We start from the raw sequence: 16,097 nt of genomic DNA, 5'->3' as shown, positions 1-16,097 counted from the left end.
ATTTAAAACATTGGCATATCCATTGAGTTTAGTAGAAGAACCTTTGATTTTAAAGGTTCTTCTTTTATTTTAAATTTAAATATGACAAAATAACAGTCATTCTCTATATGAATAAAAACAATAGTCCATTATATCAATCATTGATCGTAGGAGATTTTGCAAGTGAGGGAGACCTGATCCAGTTGATCACTGATGATGAGGACGATGATCAGTCGCAAAACGAGGATTACGCAGAGGAGATTCCTATCCTGTCCGTAAGAAATACGGTGCTTTTTCCCGGGGTGGTAATTCCAATAACTGTCGGAAGAGAAAGATCTATAAAGTTGGTCAAAAAGGCCCAGAAAGGCGATAAGATGATCGGGGTATGTGCCCAGATCAATCCAAATAATGATGATCCTTCTTGGGATGATATTTATCAGGTAGGTACCATTGCCAAGATCGTGAAAATGATCGTCCTTCCTGATGGCAATACGACGATAATTATTCAGGGAAAGAAAAGGTTCAAAATCAAAGAGCAGGTAACAGAGGATCCCTATTTTCAGGCAAAGGTGGAATATTTGTCGGAGAATTTTCCAGAAGGAAACAAGGAGATCCAAGCATTGGAAGAATCTTTGAAAGAGGCGGCAGTTAAGATTTTGCAATTGAATCCTGATATTCCTAGGGAGGCCCAGGTAGCTTTGGACAATATCGATAACACAGCATTTTTGACCCATTTCTTGTCTTCTAATATCAATGCGCCCGTTGAATCGAAGCAGAAGCTGCTGGAGATTAATGATGGCTTAGACAGGGCTACCCTGCTGTTGGAATTCATGATGAAGGATATACAGATGTTGGAGTTGAAGAGCGAGATCCATAAAAAGGTACATACGGATATAGACCAGCAGCAAAGGGATTATTTCTTGCGCCAGCAAATGAAGGTGCTCCAAACAGAACTTGGAGAAGAAGGGCCCGAAAAGGAAGTGGAAGAACTTCGCCTAAAAGGTAAATTGAAAAAATGGCCAGAAGAGGTAGGAAAGCATTTTGAAAAGGAATTGGATAAGATCTTGAGGATTAATCCTTCCGCAGCAGAGTATCCCATAGCCCTGAATTATGCAGAGGTAATGGTGGAATTGCCTTGGAATGAATTTACAGAAGATAACTTTGACTTAAAAAGGGCCAAGGAAATCTTGGACAAAGATCACCATGGCCTTGATAAGGTCAAGGAGAGAATAATAGAATATTTGGCTGTACTGAAGCTTAAAAAGGACCTTAAAGGCCCAATATTGTGCCTGTATGGCCCTCCGGGTGTTGGTAAAACTTCCTTGGGTAAGTCAATAGCCAAAGCCTTAGGAAGAAAGTATGTCCGTATGTCCCTTGGTGGACTTCATGATGAGGCAGAAATACGTGGGCATAGAAAAACCTATGTGGGTGCCATGCCTGGGAAGATCATCCAGAACATGAAGAAGGTTAAAACGTCGAATCCGGTCTATGTGTTGGATGAGATAGATAAGCTAAGCTCTGATTTCAGAGGAGATCCGTCTTCAGCTTTTCTAGAAGTGCTTGACCCTGAGCAGAACAGCGCTTTTGTAGATAATTACCTTGAGGTGGATTACGACTTGTCCAAAATCTTGTTTATAGCCACTGCCAATTCACTTGAGAGTATCCAACCAGCTTTGAGAGATAGGATGGAAATCATCGAAGTGACAGGTTATACCATGGAGGAAAAGGTGGAGATAGCCAAAAAGCATTTGATCCCTAAGCAAAGAAAAGAGCATGGATTAAAGGCAAAAGATATCAATTTCGACAAAGCGGCAATTGTAAAGATCATTGAGGATTATACTCGTGAATCTGGAGTAAGAAGCCTTGAAAGACAGGTTGGCACCGTAATTCGAAATGTAGCAAAATCCATTGCCATGGAAGAGGAATATCAGAAAAAGATCAGCCCAGATATGGTCCGAAAGATTTTGGGCGGAGAAATCTTCGATAAGGAAATGTACCAAGATAATAGTGTGGCAGGTGTGGTTACCGGACTTGCTTGGACCTCCGTTGGTGGTGAGATTTTGTTCATCGAATCATCACTGAGCAAAGGAAAAGGAAAACTTACGCTTTCTGGCCAATTAGGTGATGTAATGAAAGAATCAGCGATGACGGCTATCTCTTATTTGAAGTCAAAAGCTGAGAAGTATGGGATCGATAATAGGATTTTTGATAATTACGACCTGCATATTCATGTGCCAGCAGGTGCTGTGCCAAAGGATGGTCCTTCAGCGGGGATAACCATGTTGACCGCTTTGGCTTCGGTATATACACAGAGGAAAGTGAAGGCCAAACTGGCCATGACTGGTGAAATTACCCTGAGGGGCAAGGTAATGCCTGTAGGAGGAATAAAGGAAAAAATCCTCGCAGCGAAAAGGGCCGGAATCAAAGAAATTATTCTGTGTAAAAGGAATCAAAAGGATATCGAGGAAATCGATGAACAATATATCAAGGGAGTGAATTTCCATTTTGTGGACAATGTGGACGAAGTTCTTGAGATTTCCCTACTGAAAAATAGAGTCGATGAACCTTTGCAGTTTTCTTTCGAGAACAACTCAAAATCCGTTGAGGCTTAAGTATATTTTGATAACCGGCAGCATTAATCTTGCTGTCGGTTATTTTTTTCAAGCTTTTGTCAATCATTCATTTTTAAGCTTGATACTTTCTTGTAGCTATTAGTGTTAGATATAACAGCTTCGGCAAGACGGGAAAAGGAAAGCTTTAATTTGAACTAAAGTCATGTCGACATGTTTTATGTGTTAGTATGACAAATGAATTAAGAGAATAAATGGAACCAATTAGCCTTGGTTTCTTGACATAAAGACATTATGAAAGAAATTAATAATTTGACCCCCAAACAAATTGTCCATGAATTGGATAAATATATCATAGGACAGCGGGATGCAAAACGAAATGTAGCGATTGCCCTTAGAAACAGGATCAGAAGGATGATGGTGAAAAGTGATTTGCAAAAAGATATTGTGCCCAACAACATCTTGATGATCGGATCAACAGGGGTAGGAAAGACAGAAATAGCCAGAAGACTGGCGAGTGTGGCCAATGCACCATTTACCAAGGTAGAAGCATCAAAATTCACAGAAGTAGGTTATGTGGGTCGGGATGTGGAAAGTATGGTGAGGGATTTGGTAGAGCAGGCCATCAATTTAGTGAAGGAAAATAAGAACGAAGAGGTAAAAGAAAAGGCCGCCGAGAATGTGGAGGACATTTTATTGGATATCCTTATTCCACCAGTGAAGACTGCAGGTTTCAGCACTTCGAGGTCTATCAGCAATGGAGACTTAGATCCAGAAAAGGCATCAGAGCAGGAATTGAATGAAAAGACCCGTGAGCGTTTTCGTGAGAAATTAAAAAATGGAGAGCTTGAAGAAAGGAAGATTGAAATTAATGTGAAGCAATCTTCACCCGTAGGGGTAGGTATGATTGGGAATGGAATGATGGATGATGCAAGCATGGCGGGTTTGCAAGATATGATTAGTGGGATGATGCCCAAAAAGACCAAGAAGAGAAAATTGACTATTTCCGAAGCCCGGAAAATATTGATGGAAGAGGAGACCTCTAAGTTGATTGATTTTGATGAGGTGAAAGAAGAAGCCATATTCCTTGCCGAAAACAATGGGATCATTTTTATAGATGAAGTGGATAAAATAGCCTCAAAAAGTGGAAAGAATGGAGGTGGTCCAGATGTAAGCCGTGAAGGGGTCCAGCGGGATTTGTTGCCTATCGTAGAGGGTAGCTCGGTAAATACTAAGTATGGCCTGGTGCATACTGACCATGTGTTGTTTATTGCAGCAGGAGCTTTCCATGTGAGCAAACCATCGGATTTGATTCCTGAACTGCAAGGACGTTTCCCTATTCGTGTGGAACTAGATAGCCTTAGTCAGGAAGATTTTACCAGAATATTAAAAGAGCCTAAAAATGCTTTGACCAAGCAGTACCAAGCCTTGTTTGGTGCAGAAGAAGTAGTTTTGGAATATACGGATGAGGCAATTGAGGAAATCGCAAGAATAGCCTTCAAGATCAATGAAGAAGTGGAGAATATTGGGGCTAGAAGGTTACATACGGTAATGAGCCATTTGTTGAATGATTTTCTGTTTGAGGTGCCAGATACTATTCAGGCAAATTCTAAGATCATGATCACCAAAGATATGGTGGATGAACGATTAAGCTCATTGGTTCAAAACAGAGATTTATCCCAGTATATATTATAATTAAAAGAAAAGGAGGCAAATTTGTCTCCTTCTTTGTTATCAGGTATTCAGTATGAAACATCTATTTATTTTAACAGGTTGCAGTAAAGGGCTGGGCAAAGCTTTGCTAGGCAGTTTGTTAGAAAATAAAGAAAACCATGTCCTGGGCATATCCAGGTCTGCTATGCAAGAGCAAGAAAGATTTGTCCACATACAATTGGATCTGGCGGATACTACTGCCCTGATCAATGTTTTGCCAGAGGTCTTTCCTGAAGGAGATTTTGAGAAGGTTGTTTTGATCAATAATGCAGGCTGGATAGGAGAGATAGCTCCTTTAGGTAAATTGGATCCAGTGGGAATTTTAAAAATTCACACCATTAATGTGGTGGCTCCAGCGATATTGATCAATGAGTATGTGAAGAAATATGCTGACAGGGAAATGGAAAAGTTGGTGGTGAATATATCTTCAGGTGCAGCAGTGAAAGATATAGATGGTTGGTCCGGTTATAGTAGCTCAAAATCAGCGCTAAACCGTATTTCAGGTGTTGCTCAAGAAGAAAGTGACTTGAATGGCTATGGTATACGATATTTTGCATTGGCGCCGGGAATTGTGGATACCCCCATGCAAGAGGATATTAGGTCTGCAAAATCAGCAGATTTTAGTGGTCTGGAGAAGTTTCGATCCTTTAAGTCCAATAATGAACTAAGCTCTCCAGTAGAGGTTTCCAAAAAGGTGATTTACTTAATAGAACACTCTGATCTGTTCAAAGGGGTAATTCAGGATGTAAGAAAGTTTTAATTTCCAGTTTGGTTTTTTGGATAATCAAAGAACCAAACTTTAGCGTTTCGGGGGCTTATTTTTTCCCATGAATCCGTTTCAAAGATAAAGCCAAATTGTCCACAAGTAGGGAGATTGTCTATGTCTCCTCCAAGCTTTTCTACCAAATCATTGAGGCCTGGATTATGACCAAAAACAAAAGCTGTATTTTTGCTGTCAGGAATATGCCTAATTGTTTTCAATATATGACTTGATGATGCATGGTATAATTCATTGGTGAAATGAACTTGGTTTGGGGCATACTCCAAATTTTCGGCGGTTATTAAAGCCGTTGTTTTGGCTCTCTCGGCATCAGAAGAAAGCATATAGTCTGGTTGGATGTTTTTTGTTTTTAACCTTTGGGCCATTCTGGGAGCATCTCTCAATCCTCTTTCGGCAAGCGGTCTTTGGTGATCTTCCAAGAAGGGGTTAGCCCAAGAAGATTTGGCATGACGGTATATTACTAATTTTTTCATAATGATAAGATACTAAAAAAACATATTTGTTTTTTGGATGAATATTTTTACTTTAATAATTCGTTTTTAACCACTAACAATATTAATTATTATGCTTACTGGAACTGTTAAATTTTACAATGAGGCAAAGGGGTTTGGTTTCATTATAGACGATGAAACCCAAAATGATGTATTTGTCCATGCAACCGGGCTCGTTGACAAGGTCGAACAAAATGACAAAGTGTCTTTTGATGTAAAAGAGGGAAAAAAAGGATTGAATGCTATTAATGTAAAAAAGGAATAGTGTTTTTCAGGCCATTTTTTACACAAGAAAAGCGCACGGGATCATGCGCTTTTTTTTATGTCTGTGTGTGAATTTCCTCTATTCATGAAGGTTTTTATGTGTTGAGAAAAAAGAAAAGGATGGATACGCTTAGAACTATGATCATCCTTTTTGACTTGTCTTTAATTTCATGAGGAATTTTTCTTTTTCGAATAACCAATATGGCCAAACTCAAGGCCATGAATTGAGCGGCTAGGCCAAAGCCATTCAAGAAAAATATTTTCTTAGGATCCGCAAAGGCAGTTATATTGTTGATTAAAGGAATGAAGCAGAGGATTATCCCTACTATGCCAATGGTAAAAGACCTTTGCAATAATTGCTGGGGGTCTTTATTGTTTAAGTTCATCTTTGCTGCACTATTTGATTTTTGATTTTCTTTTTTGGAAATATTGGTTGATTTCTTCCAAGCTGAGCGCATTGAAGGTCATGGATTTACTCAATCCACCTTTTCTGCCGACCAAAACACCGTATTTCATATGTGCGTAGCCTGCTTTTTCATGAGCATCTGGGTTGATGGAGAGTTGTACGCCTTTTTCCAATGCATAATGTACCCATCTCCAGTCTAGGTCCAGTCTCCATGGATTGGCATTTATTTCAATGACAACTTGATTGGCAGCACAGGCATCAATGATAGCTTTATGGTCTACAGGGTAACCTTCCCTTCTGAGTAAAAGCCTTCCTGTAGGGTGTCCTAAGATAGTCGTATATGGGTTTTCTATGGCCTTTATTAGTCTCGCTGTGGCCTTTTTTCGGTTCATGTTTAGGCTGCTGTGAATGGAGGATACAATAAAGTCAAAGGATGCCAATACCTCGTCTGGGTAATCCAGATTTCCATCAGGTAGGATGTCGCTTTCTATACCACTGAAAATTTTAAAAGGAGCGAGTGCTTCATTGAGCTGCTTTATTTCATTTTGCTGCTCTTCTACTTGTTCTATGGAAAGCCCCCCTGCATAAGAGGCCGTTCTGCTGTGGTCCGAAATGCCTAGGTATTCATATCCAAGTTCTTTACAGTATTCGGCCATTTCTTTAAGACTATGTTTGCCATCACTGTAAGTAGAGTGATTATGAAGAATGCCTTTTAGATCAGTTTCTTCTAATAGTGTCGGAAGTTTGTTTTCTTTGGCCAGTTCTATTTCAAACTGGCCTTCTCTTAATTCAGGGAGAATATAGGCCAAGCCGGCTTCTTTATAAGCGTCTTGTTCCGAGTTGAAATTTTTGGATTTGAAGAAGCTTCCTAAAGTTTGCTCAGCATCTAAAGGTGCCAAAAGGTGGGCATTACTTGGGGTGCGCAGTAATTGCTCGTTTACGAAGGAGTTAGGCTCTGCTGCGAAAATGATGATTTCTAATTCCTTTTCCTTAAGCTTTCCTCTCCAGGTGAAAGGACTGGATACTTTTTTGTCTTGCTCCAGTACATCTATTTGATTAATTTTTTGAAAGGCTGTTTTACGATTGTCTGTGCTGAGGATTAACTCAGCCTTGTCTATGATTTCGGATTTCCTTGCATATTCTCCCGTGATGGCAATGTTTTCTTTGCCAAAAAGCTGGTTGAGTTTCTCCCATAATCCTTCTATATCCGATTCTATATCTGCATAGTGCCATTTTCCTTTATTGGAGGCGATGAATTCCAAAGACTGAATTATACTTTCCTGGGTCTTGGTACCAAAACCTTTAATTTTGGCCACTTCTCCTGCCTGACAGGCTTCCAGAAGTTCATGTACAGAGGTGATGCTAAGTTCTTTCCATAGCACTTTGATTTTCTTTGGCCCAAGCCCTTTGATTTCCAGTACTTCGAGAAGTCCCTTTGGGGTGTCTTTTAGAAGTTCCTCAAGGTATTCATGCGTGCCTGTCTCTTGGAGCTGTACAATTACCTCTGCAATGCTTTTTCCTATACCATTGATTTTTTGAAGCTCTTCCTTGGAGAGGTTTTCCAAGCTAATATTGCCTTGGTCTATGGAGTAAATCGCGGAAGTGTAGCTTTTGATTTTGAAGGCATTTACTTCGTGGAGCTCCATTAGCTGGGAGGTCAATTTCAGTATTTTGGTGATTTTTTTATTGTCCAAAGTGATCTATAGTTTTTGGATTTTGAATGGTACAAATGTCCGTAATAATTGTTTTAAAATAAAATCATATACCTTATCTTAAGGAACAATCAAGTTATAAATATGCGCTTAGAAACAAATAAAGTACTGCTATTATTTTTGCTGATATTCTATGTTCAGTTGGGGGGCATGGCTCAGGTTCAGTTTGTGCAGCGGGCAGAGGTACCAACAGAATGGGAGGATTATGATTATATCGTGATGCCCACCAATGATGGGACTATTGCTTTTAGAACCAAATCAGAAAGAGGGCTAAGGTCCCAACAAAAGCTGCAATACTTTACTACAGACAGGCAGTTGAACAGTTCAGTGGTTTATGAATTTCCAGTGGAGGATTATTATCACCTTTTGGGCTTTGATCTGGATGATGACTACTTGTACGTATTGTTTCAAGAAGGGGAATCCATTTCTGGTGACAGGATTATCTATACTGTAAGTCTAAAAGATCAAGTGATGACCGCTGTTACCTTGGAAAGTGTCTTGGATATGGATTTACAAGAGTTTTTGGTGATGGAGGGCAAGGCCATTTTGATGGGGATGATGGATTACAGGCCTGCGATTCAGGTTTTTGATATTAAAAGTGAAGATGTTATTACCATTCAGGGTGTGTACCAAAATGAAGCGAGTATCCTTCAGCTGAGAAAAGATCCTGAACTAAAAGTATTTGATGTTTTGGTGAGCAAAAGGGATCGGTTCAAAAAGCGCTCTCTTTCATTGATGACTTTTAACTTGGAAGGTGATAAGCTCAGGGAAGTGAAGGTGGAACCCCGCGAAAAGCCTGACATGGAAATAGTAGAAGGTGTACTCACGCCCATCATGAATTATAAGCAGGTATTGATAGGTCCATATGGCGAGCGGAAAAGAGAACCTAATATGGGACTTTACATGTCAAAGATCAACGAGTTTGGGGAATATGAAAATGAGTACTATGGTCTCGAAGATTTTGAGAATTTTTATAATTACTTACCCGATAACCAACGACAGAGGAGGGAGAAGTCCGTAGAAAGGGCCATTGAAAAGGGAAAGAAAGTTACCATACCGAATAGCCTTGTGACCAGAGAGGTGATTTCAGGTAAAGATGATTTTTTGGTTTATAATGATTATTATCTCACGAGTTCAGGAAGGTATTCACCGAGGGATTTGATGTACTCGGGGGATTTTTATCGCTATGCTCCTCTGGGGATGCGAAACAGGATTTTGTCCTCAGGAGGTTATCCTTGGTATTATTCAGGTTATTCCAATAGTAGTATCAATAATGAATACAAATTCATGGCTGCCCAATTTGTGCTTATGGATGCTCAAGGTAGGATGATTTGGGACAATACATTAAGTCTTGAAGACAAAACCAGCGCAAGCCCAGGGAAATTTGGAGAGGTGAGCTATGATGGTCATCACCTGTTTTATATGTATTTGGAAGACGATAAGCTTAAGCTTAGCCTGTTGGAGGACGGGGAGGTTATTTATCAGAATGAGGAGTTCGAATTGGCATTGGTAGATGAAAATGAGCGGATCAGAGATACCCAATACGAGAGTTTGTCTTTGTTTTGGTGGTATGATGATTACTTTTTATTGTCTGGTAAACAAAGGATTCGCTTTTTGGACGAAACGGGTAAGGAAGGCAACCGGGAAGTGTTCTTTATGACGAAAATTAAGGTTTTGCCATCTGTAATGCCAGAGCAGGAAGAATAAAGAGGATGGATGAAACAGGTTTTTATTCAGTCGGATACAAAATAGGGCATAGATTCATGTTTTATAATTGTTTTAATCAAAGGCTGAAAGTAATTTATTTTTATATTTGTGCTCAAATCACAGCTATGCAAAAAAGACTCGTCTTAGACCAAAAGCAAATAGCCATTACCTTGGATCGGTTTTGTCATCAGTTGATAGAAAATCATGATGATTTTGAGAATACTGTACTCTTGGGGCTTCAGCCTAGAGGGACCTTGGTGTTGGACAAATTAGTCAAAAGACTAAAAGAAATCAGTGGCGTGGAAGTTCCCTCAGGATATTTGGATGCCACTTTTCACCGTGATGATTTTAGGAGGAGGGATATTCCCCTGAAGGCCAATGAGACCAAAATTAATTTTTTAATTGAGAACAAGAAGGTAGTGTTGGTAGATGATGTTCTTTTTAAGGGTCGCTCGGCCAGAGCAGCCATGGATGCAATGATTGCTTTTGGACGGCCAAAAAAGGTGGAACTGATGGTGCTGATTGATAGAAAATATACCAGAGATTATCCTATCAAACCTGACTACTGCGGTAGAAAGGTGAATACCTTGGAAAGTCAATATGTAAGTGTGGAATGGGCTTCCCAAGGCTTTGCCCAAGATGCGATTTGGATTACAGAAAAAGAAGTTAAAAGCTAATTAATGCAACAGCTAAGTACCAAACATTTATTGGGTATCAAAGGACTGACAGCAGAAGATATCCAGTTAATTTTCGAAACTGCTGATAATTTTAAGGATGTTATCAATCGCCCGATTAAAAAGGTGCCATCCTTAAGGGATATCACGATAGCCAATGTTTTCTTTGAAAATTCTACAAGGACCAGGCTATCCTTCGAACTCGCTGAAAAGCGGCTTTCGGCTGATGTGATTAATTTTTCTTCCAGTAATAGTTCCGTGAAAAAAGGTGAAACCCTAATAGACACGGTAAATAATATCTTGTCCATGAAAGTGGATATGGTGGTGATGAGACATAGCAGTCCGGGTGCTCCTCATTTCTTATCCCAGAATATTGATGCCAATATCGTGAATGCGGGTGATGGTACGCATGAGCATCCTACCCAGGCATTGCTGGATTCATTTTCCATAAGAGAAAAATTAGGTGATGTGGCGGGAAAGAAAGTAGCCATTATTGGGGATGTCTTGCATTCTAGGGTGGCGCTTTCCAATATTTTCTGTCTACAGAAATTAGGTGCAGAAGTAATGGTCTGTGGGCCGGTCACTCTTTTGCCTAAGTACATTAGCAGTTTAGGGGTTAAGGTGGAATATGACGTGAAAAAAGCACTACAATGGTGTGATGTAGCCAATATTCTTAGGATTCAACTAGAAAGGCAGCAAATCAAATATTTTCCTTCTCTAAGAGAGTATTCTCTGTATTATGGAGTGGACAGAAAGCTGTTGGATCAGTTGGATAAGGAAATAGTTATCATGCATCCAGGGCCTATCAATAGAGGTGTTGAATTGAATTCAGATGTGGCGGATAGCGAGCATTCCATCATTCTTAATCAAGTAGAAAATGGTGTGGCGATCAGAATGGCGGTGCTTTATTTGCTAGCTGGAGTGAAATAACAACAGTCTTCAAAATGAAGAAAAAGGAACAGTCGGCAAATGGCAGGCTGTTCCTTTTTTGTTTTGTGGGAGGTTTTATTCATTGATTTTGTTTTAAAAGTAGGTGTAAATTGAACTTAGTAGAAGTGATAAATATTTGTAAATTGCCTTAAAAATAACCCATAAATCATGATATATAATTCCATCATAGAAACCATAGGGAATACTCCTTTGGTAAGGCTGAATAAGCTAAACAGCGGGATAAAAGGCCAAGTGTTGGTAAAAGTGGAATACTTTAACCCCGGGAACTCTATAAAAGACAGGATGGCGATAAAGATGGTGGAGGATGCAGAGAAAGAAGGAATATTGAAACCGGGTGGGACGATCATAGAGGGAACCAGTGGAAATACAGGAATGGGGCTTGCTTTAGCGGCCATTGCAAAAGGATACAAATGTATTTTTACCATGGCAGATAAGCAGTCCAAGGAAAAAATAGACGTGCTCAAAGCCATGGGAGCAGAGGTGGTCGTGTGTCCTACCAACGTTTCTCCAGATGACCCGAGGTCTTACTATTCGGTCGCCAAAAAGCTAAATGCTGACATTCCGAATTCTTTTTATCCTAATCAGTATGACAACCTTTCGAATTGGAAAGCCCATTATGAAACCACCGGGCCAGAGATTTGGGAACAGACTGAAGGGAAAGTCACGCACTTTGCTGCGGGAGTAGGTACTGGTGGTACCATGAGCGGCACAGCAAAATATCTGAAAGAGCAAAATACGGGTTTGATTTCAGTGGGTATTGATACTTATGGGTCTGTTTTTACGAAGTATAAGGAGACAGGACAGTTTGATGAAAATGAAATTTATCCTTATTTGACAGAGGGTATTGGGGAAGATATTCTTCCAGAAAATGTGGATTTTTCAGTGATTGACCATTTTATAAAGGTTACTGATAAAGATGCGGCGATTATGACCAGAAGGTTGTCCAAGGAAGAGGGGTTGTTTGTGGGCTGGTCATGTGGGTCGGCAGTTCATGGGGCTTTAGAATATGCCAAGGACAATTTGAAAGAAGACGATGTGATGGTGGTTATTCTTCCGGATCATGGAACGAGGTACCTTGGTAAAGTGTATAATGATGATTGGATGCGTAATCATGGTTTCTTGGAGGATATTACCTTTGGAACCGCCAGGGATATTATCAAAGGAAGAAAGGACGATTATGAGTTGGTGGTGGCCAGAAAAGGGGACAAAGTTAAAAATGCCATAGAGGCGATGAATGAAAAAAGTGTTTCCCAGATTCCAGTAATGGATAATGGACAGGTAATTGGAAGCATCACAGATAATAAGTTGCTAAGTAAAATCATCGTAAAGCCAGAGCTGAAGGATGCCAATGTAGAAGATGTCATGGAAGAGTCCATGAAGTTTGTAGCGATGGATAGCACATTGGATGTACTTTCTTCAATGGTGGACAAGGATAAAGCAGTCTTGGTAAGGGATGATTTGCATCAAATTCATATCATTACCAAACATGATATCTTAGGAGCGATCACCAAGTGATTGTAATTATTTGGGTTTTACATGAATTCATGCTCGATAATTTGAAAAATACACGGTAATTTGCCGTGTATTTTATTATAAGTATAAAAAATGGATAAAAACAGTTTAAATCGGCTGATCGAAACAGGCTATGATTTTGATGTAAAGCAAGTACTCCAAAAGGGCTGGGAGTTATTTACCATAAAGCCTTTGTTTTCAATAGGGTTTACTGGTTTTATATTGTCTTTGCAGTTACTTTTTGTATTGTATCTTAAAGAATATGCTATACTATACAGTGTTTTTCTTTCAGGGCCTCTTTTTTCAGGGTTCTATTTGGCTGCCAATAAGATGAAGTCAGGGGAGGAAATTATTTATCCTGATTTTTTTAAGGGATTTCAATACTACATCCCGATTATTTTGATCTGGTTGATTGGGCAGATTTTAGTTTCTATTGGATTAATAGCATTTGTGATCCCAGGAATATATCTGATGGTGGGCTATATGTTTGCGGTACTCCTGCATATTTTTGCTGGTTTGGATTTTTGGGAATCTTTAGAATATAGTAGAAAGTTGATCACTGTGAAATGGTGGAAGTTTTTCACTCTCGTACTTATTTTTATTGTGATCAATGCAATTGGTTTATTTTTAATTGCAGGACTATTTATTACCATTCCTGTATCTTTTTATGCAGCTTATTGTGTTTTTGAGGAAGTTACGCATGAAGCGGTGCACCAACAATAAGGCACGATTTTGGTGGTATCGAAATTGTTCCGAAATTTGTTGAAAATCAGAGAATTGTGAAGAGGAAAGAAACTGCCCATAAAGCCAGGAAAAAAGTGGTGCTAGGCTTTTTGCTGGCCATTTTTTTGGTACTTAGTGTTAGCGCCATTACCTATTTTAGTATTGACAAGCTTTTGAATACAGCGCAAAACTTGTCAGAACCGAATGATAGGATTCAGCAGCTAAATGCTTTATTGGCTGATGTTTATCAATTGGATAAGGTAAAAGGTGACTTTAAAGCACAGGCAGATACTACAGTAACAGAGACTTATTTAGATCTGATAGAGGGAAGGTTGGATTATCTGGAGAAAAGCGCAAATGACAGTGCTGAATTAAACCATCTTAAGAAAATCAACTTTAATATCAATGAGCTGGTAGTCGTATACAACGGTCTGAAAGATGTGAAGAAAAACCTGATCAACAGGAATTTCAGTCAACAGGCTTTGAAAAGTCTAGAAACAAAAATAAAGCGGCAGGAGGAAATCAATAGGTTGCAAAGCTTGGGCCGTATTAGGTTTGACCATAAGATTAGGCGAACCAAGCCTATAGAAACCGACCAGAACAATAATAAAAAAAGCAGTTCAGATTCCGGTTATAGAAGTTTGATGTCCTCAGAGGAAATGGAAAATCTTCGGAGTATGTTCCAGCAATTCAGGCCGCAAGAAGGTAAGGATGATTCTGTTGAATTTGGAGGAGATAATACTTCAGATTCTATTTTATATGCCGTAAAACGCTTTTTACTGGATATTAATTATCAAGAACAACATTTGAGGTCGAGTTTGGCAAACCTGGAGGGAGAACTTACCTTGAAAAACAAAGAGCTGATAGAAGAGATACAGTCGCTGATTTCCAATCTTCAAGAAGATGCCATCAAGGAGAGTCAGCAGAAAAACGATTCCTTGTATGAATTGGCTTTTGATGTATCCATACTTTTAGGTGTAATGATTTTAGTGGGGGTATTAGGAACTTCCGCTTTTATATACAGTATCCTTACTGAGATTAGGAAAGATGAAAGTTACCGGGAAGATTTAGAGGTAGCCAAGGAAAGGTCAGATAAATTGGCCATAGCCAAGCAGAATTTCTTGGCAAATATGAGTCATGAAATCAGAAATCCTCTTCATACTATTCAAGGTTACAATGCGGCCATCAAGAAGACAAAAATGAGTCCTGATCAGACAGATTATGTGAATATGGTAGGTTTTGCAGCAGAAACTTTATCAGGGATTGTGAATGATATTCTTGATCTTTCTAAGTTGGAAGCAGGTAAAATTTCCATTGAAAAATCTCCATTTGACCCCCATAAACTTTTTAATTCCATTAAGAACAGTTTTGAATTGAAAGCCAATGAAAAGCAGGTTGATTTTGTCTGGAATGTGAATTTGCCAAAGGATAAATGGATAGTAGGTGATGAGTTGAGAGTGAGTCAGATTCTGAATAATTTGATCAGTAATGCCCTTAAATTTACGGAACAGGGTAAAGTGGAAGTAAGCATTGATTTTGACAAAAAGGGACTTTTGCTGATGAAGGTGGACGATACAGGCATAGGTATGACCGAAGAGTTTAAAAAGAATATTTTTAAGGAATTTAATCAAGGTGATGCTTCTATTAACCGTAGGTATGGGGGGACAGGTTTAGGCTTGACCATTGTAAAGAGGATGCTGGAGCTTCAAAAAGGAGAAATGGAACTGGATAGCGAGGTAGAGAAAGGAACCTCTATTTCCTTGAGCATACCATCTAAGCTGGTGGATGCGAAGGTGAAAATAATGCCAGATAATGAAACCACTTTTGATATCAGTAACCTTAATATTTTATTAGTAGATGATGATGCTGTTGGACTTAAATTTGCCAAATTATTGTTGGAAAGTAATGGGGCTACTGTTAAGGCCGTTCAAGGGGGGACCAAAATCAGGGATGGCGTCATTGATGAAGAGTATGATGTCTTTTTGATTGATATTCAAATGCCGGAAGTCAGTGGTTATGATGTGTTGAGATTATTAAAGGAAAGAGATAAGTACAGGGATATTCCTGCTATCGCCATGACGGCCAATGTTTTTGCCAAAGAGAGAGATGAGCTCTCCAATATTGGTTTTGAGGCGATTGTATTGAAGCCTTTCAAAGAGGAGGACCTGTTGAATAAGATAGGGAGCCTGCTAAAATTGGAGACAGTAGCCAAAGTGAAAAACTCGAATACCTCTCCACATGAAGAAAGTGTTTCCGAGGACTCAAGCTATGATACAGCTGATCTTAGGAAATTTTGCATGGATGATGAAGAAATGTTGAAGGAAGTATTGACTGACTTTTGTATCAGTACCAGCAATGATTTAGTAGAGCTTAAGAAATTTAGTGAGGCTAAAAACTGGTCAGAAGCATTGGAAGTGGCACATAAACTAGGTAGTCGACTAGGGCAATTGAAAATTAAAACAGCTACCTTGGCAAGGGGACTGGAGCATGATCTCAAGATGGGGGATCATTCGAAAGCCCCTGATATGATTGAAAAAATCAAAGTTGATACCCTTCAAGTTATCGATCGAATCCTCAAAGAATATCAACTTATGAGTAAAATTGATTGATTAAT

13 protein-coding genes are annotated in these 16,097 nt (G+C 39.3%); 10 read left to right on the top strand and 3 right to left on the bottom strand.

All coding sequences use genetic code 11. The annotated features are described in order from the left end of the window. Positions 1-107 precede the first annotated feature (107 nt). The 3 genes from lon (at position 108) to KZP23_RS22930 (ending at position 5,022) form a co-directional block, all read left to right on the top strand. Positions 108-2,591 carry an endopeptidase La gene (gene lon, locus KZP23_RS22940; RefSeq protein WP_226334120.1) on the top strand — a complete coding sequence of 828 codons (2,484 nt, stop codon included), beginning with the start codon at positions 108-110 and terminating at the stop codon, positions 2,589-2,591. A gap of 252 nt (positions 2,592-2,843) precedes the next feature. After that, positions 2,844-4,244: an ATP-dependent protease ATPase subunit HslU gene (hslU, locus tag KZP23_RS22935; protein ID WP_226334119.1), complete on the top strand. Its 1,401-nt coding sequence runs from the start codon at positions 2,844-2,846 to the stop codon at positions 4,242-4,244. Between the two features lie 52 nt (positions 4,245-4,296). Further along, positions 4,297-5,022, top strand: coding sequence for an SDR family NAD(P)-dependent oxidoreductase (locus tag KZP23_RS22930; protein WP_226334118.1), 726 nt, complete (start codon positions 4,297-4,299; stop codon positions 5,020-5,022). Here KZP23_RS22930 and KZP23_RS22925 read toward each other — a convergent pair. Next, a complete protein-coding gene (locus tag KZP23_RS22925; protein WP_226334117.1) occupies positions 5,019-5,516 on the bottom strand; it encodes a SixA phosphatase family protein in 498 nt (165 codons plus the stop codon). The genes KZP23_RS22930 and KZP23_RS22925 overlap by 4 nt on opposite strands. A 91-nt stretch (positions 5,517-5,607) precedes the next feature. Between KZP23_RS22925 and KZP23_RS22920 the strand changes: the two genes are divergently transcribed. Then, the gene (locus KZP23_RS22920; RefSeq protein ID WP_186758402.1) at positions 5,608-5,799 is read left to right on the top strand and encodes a cold-shock protein; all 192 of its coding nucleotides are present in this window, start codon (positions 5,608-5,610) and stop codon (positions 5,797-5,799) included. Between the two features lie 94 nt (positions 5,800-5,893). Here the strand turns inward: KZP23_RS22920 and KZP23_RS22915 are convergent, their stop codons facing one another. Further along, entirely contained in the window at positions 5,894-6,184 is a 291-nt protein-coding gene (locus tag KZP23_RS22915) for a hypothetical protein (protein WP_226334116.1), read from the bottom strand. A 10-nt stretch (positions 6,185-6,194) separates the two neighbouring features. Next, on the bottom strand, positions 6,195-7,898 hold the full coding sequence (locus KZP23_RS22910; protein WP_226334115.1) for a helix-hairpin-helix domain-containing protein: 1,704 nt from the start codon (positions 7,896-7,898) through the stop codon (positions 6,195-6,197). A 102-nt stretch (positions 7,899-8,000) separates the two neighbouring features. Here KZP23_RS22910 and KZP23_RS22905 point away from each other — a divergent pair, with 102 nt between their 5' ends. The 6 genes from KZP23_RS22905 (at position 8,001) to KZP23_RS22880 (ending at position 16,092) form a co-directional block, all read left to right on the top strand. Further along, a complete protein-coding gene (locus tag KZP23_RS22905) occupies positions 8,001-9,623 on the top strand; it encodes a transcriptional regulator (RefSeq protein WP_226334114.1) in 1,623 nt (540 codons plus the stop codon). Between the two features lie 125 nt (positions 9,624-9,748). After that, positions 9,749-10,300: a bifunctional pyr operon transcriptional regulator/uracil phosphoribosyltransferase PyrR gene (pyrR, locus tag KZP23_RS22900; protein ID WP_226334113.1), complete on the top strand. Its 552-nt coding sequence runs from the start codon at positions 9,749-9,751 to the stop codon at positions 10,298-10,300. A 3-nt stretch (positions 10,301-10,303) separates the two neighbouring features. Further along, complete coding sequence (locus tag KZP23_RS22895) at positions 10,304-11,227, top strand: aspartate carbamoyltransferase catalytic subunit (RefSeq protein ID WP_226334112.1); 924 nt, start codon at positions 10,304-10,306, stop codon at positions 11,225-11,227. Between the two features lie 168 nt (positions 11,228-11,395). Beyond that, positions 11,396-12,763, top strand: coding sequence for a cystathionine beta-synthase (locus KZP23_RS22890; RefSeq protein ID WP_226334111.1), 1,368 nt, complete (start codon positions 11,396-11,398; stop codon positions 12,761-12,763). A gap of 90 nt (positions 12,764-12,853) precedes the next feature. After that, entirely contained in the window at positions 12,854-13,483 is a 630-nt protein-coding gene (locus KZP23_RS22885) for a hypothetical protein (RefSeq protein ID WP_226334110.1), read from the top strand. Between the two features lie 56 nt (positions 13,484-13,539). Further along, on the top strand, positions 13,540-16,092 hold the full coding sequence (locus KZP23_RS22880; protein WP_226334109.1) for an ATP-binding protein: 2,553 nt from the start codon (positions 13,540-13,542) through the stop codon (positions 16,090-16,092). Positions 16,093-16,097: the final 5 nt, after the last annotated feature.

Source organism: Echinicola marina (assembly GCF_020463795.1).
Classification (GTDB): Bacteria; Bacteroidota; Bacteroidia; order Cytophagales; family Cyclobacteriaceae; genus Echinicola; species Echinicola marina.
The sequence above is the reverse complement of the archived record's forward strand: the minus strand, read 5'-3'. Positions and strand labels throughout refer to the sequence as shown.

Excerpts from the sequence above, each read along its gene's own strand:
- lon (WP_226334120.1), top strand. The coding sequence starts at position 108 with ATGAATAAAAACAATAGTCCATTATATCAATCATTGATCGTAGGAGAT.
- hslU (WP_226334119.1), top strand. The coding sequence starts at position 2,844 with ATGAAAGAAATTAATAATTTGACCCCCAAACAAATTGTCCATGAATTG.
- KZP23_RS22930 (WP_226334118.1), top strand. The coding sequence starts at position 4,297 with ATGAAACATCTATTTATTTTAACAGGTTGCAGTAAAGGGCTGGGCAAA.
- KZP23_RS22925 (WP_226334117.1), bottom strand. The coding sequence starts at position 5,516 with ATGAAAAAATTAGTAATATACCGTCATGCCAAATCTTCTTGGGCTAAC.
- KZP23_RS22920 (WP_186758402.1), top strand. The coding sequence starts at position 5,608 with ATGCTTACTGGAACTGTTAAATTTTACAATGAGGCAAAGGGGTTTGGT.
- KZP23_RS22915 (WP_226334116.1), bottom strand. The coding sequence starts at position 6,184 with ATGAACTTAAACAATAAAGACCCCCAGCAATTATTGCAAAGGTCTTTT.
- KZP23_RS22905 (WP_226334114.1), top strand. The coding sequence starts at position 8,001 with ATGCGCTTAGAAACAAATAAAGTACTGCTATTATTTTTGCTGATATTC.
- pyrR (WP_226334113.1), top strand. The coding sequence starts at position 9,749 with ATGCAAAAAAGACTCGTCTTAGACCAAAAGCAAATAGCCATTACCTTG.
- KZP23_RS22895 (WP_226334112.1), top strand. The coding sequence starts at position 10,304 with ATGCAACAGCTAAGTACCAAACATTTATTGGGTATCAAAGGACTGACA.
- KZP23_RS22890 (WP_226334111.1), top strand. The coding sequence starts at position 11,396 with ATGATATATAATTCCATCATAGAAACCATAGGGAATACTCCTTTGGTA.
- KZP23_RS22885 (WP_226334110.1), top strand. The coding sequence starts at position 12,854 with ATGGATAAAAACAGTTTAAATCGGCTGATCGAAACAGGCTATGATTTT.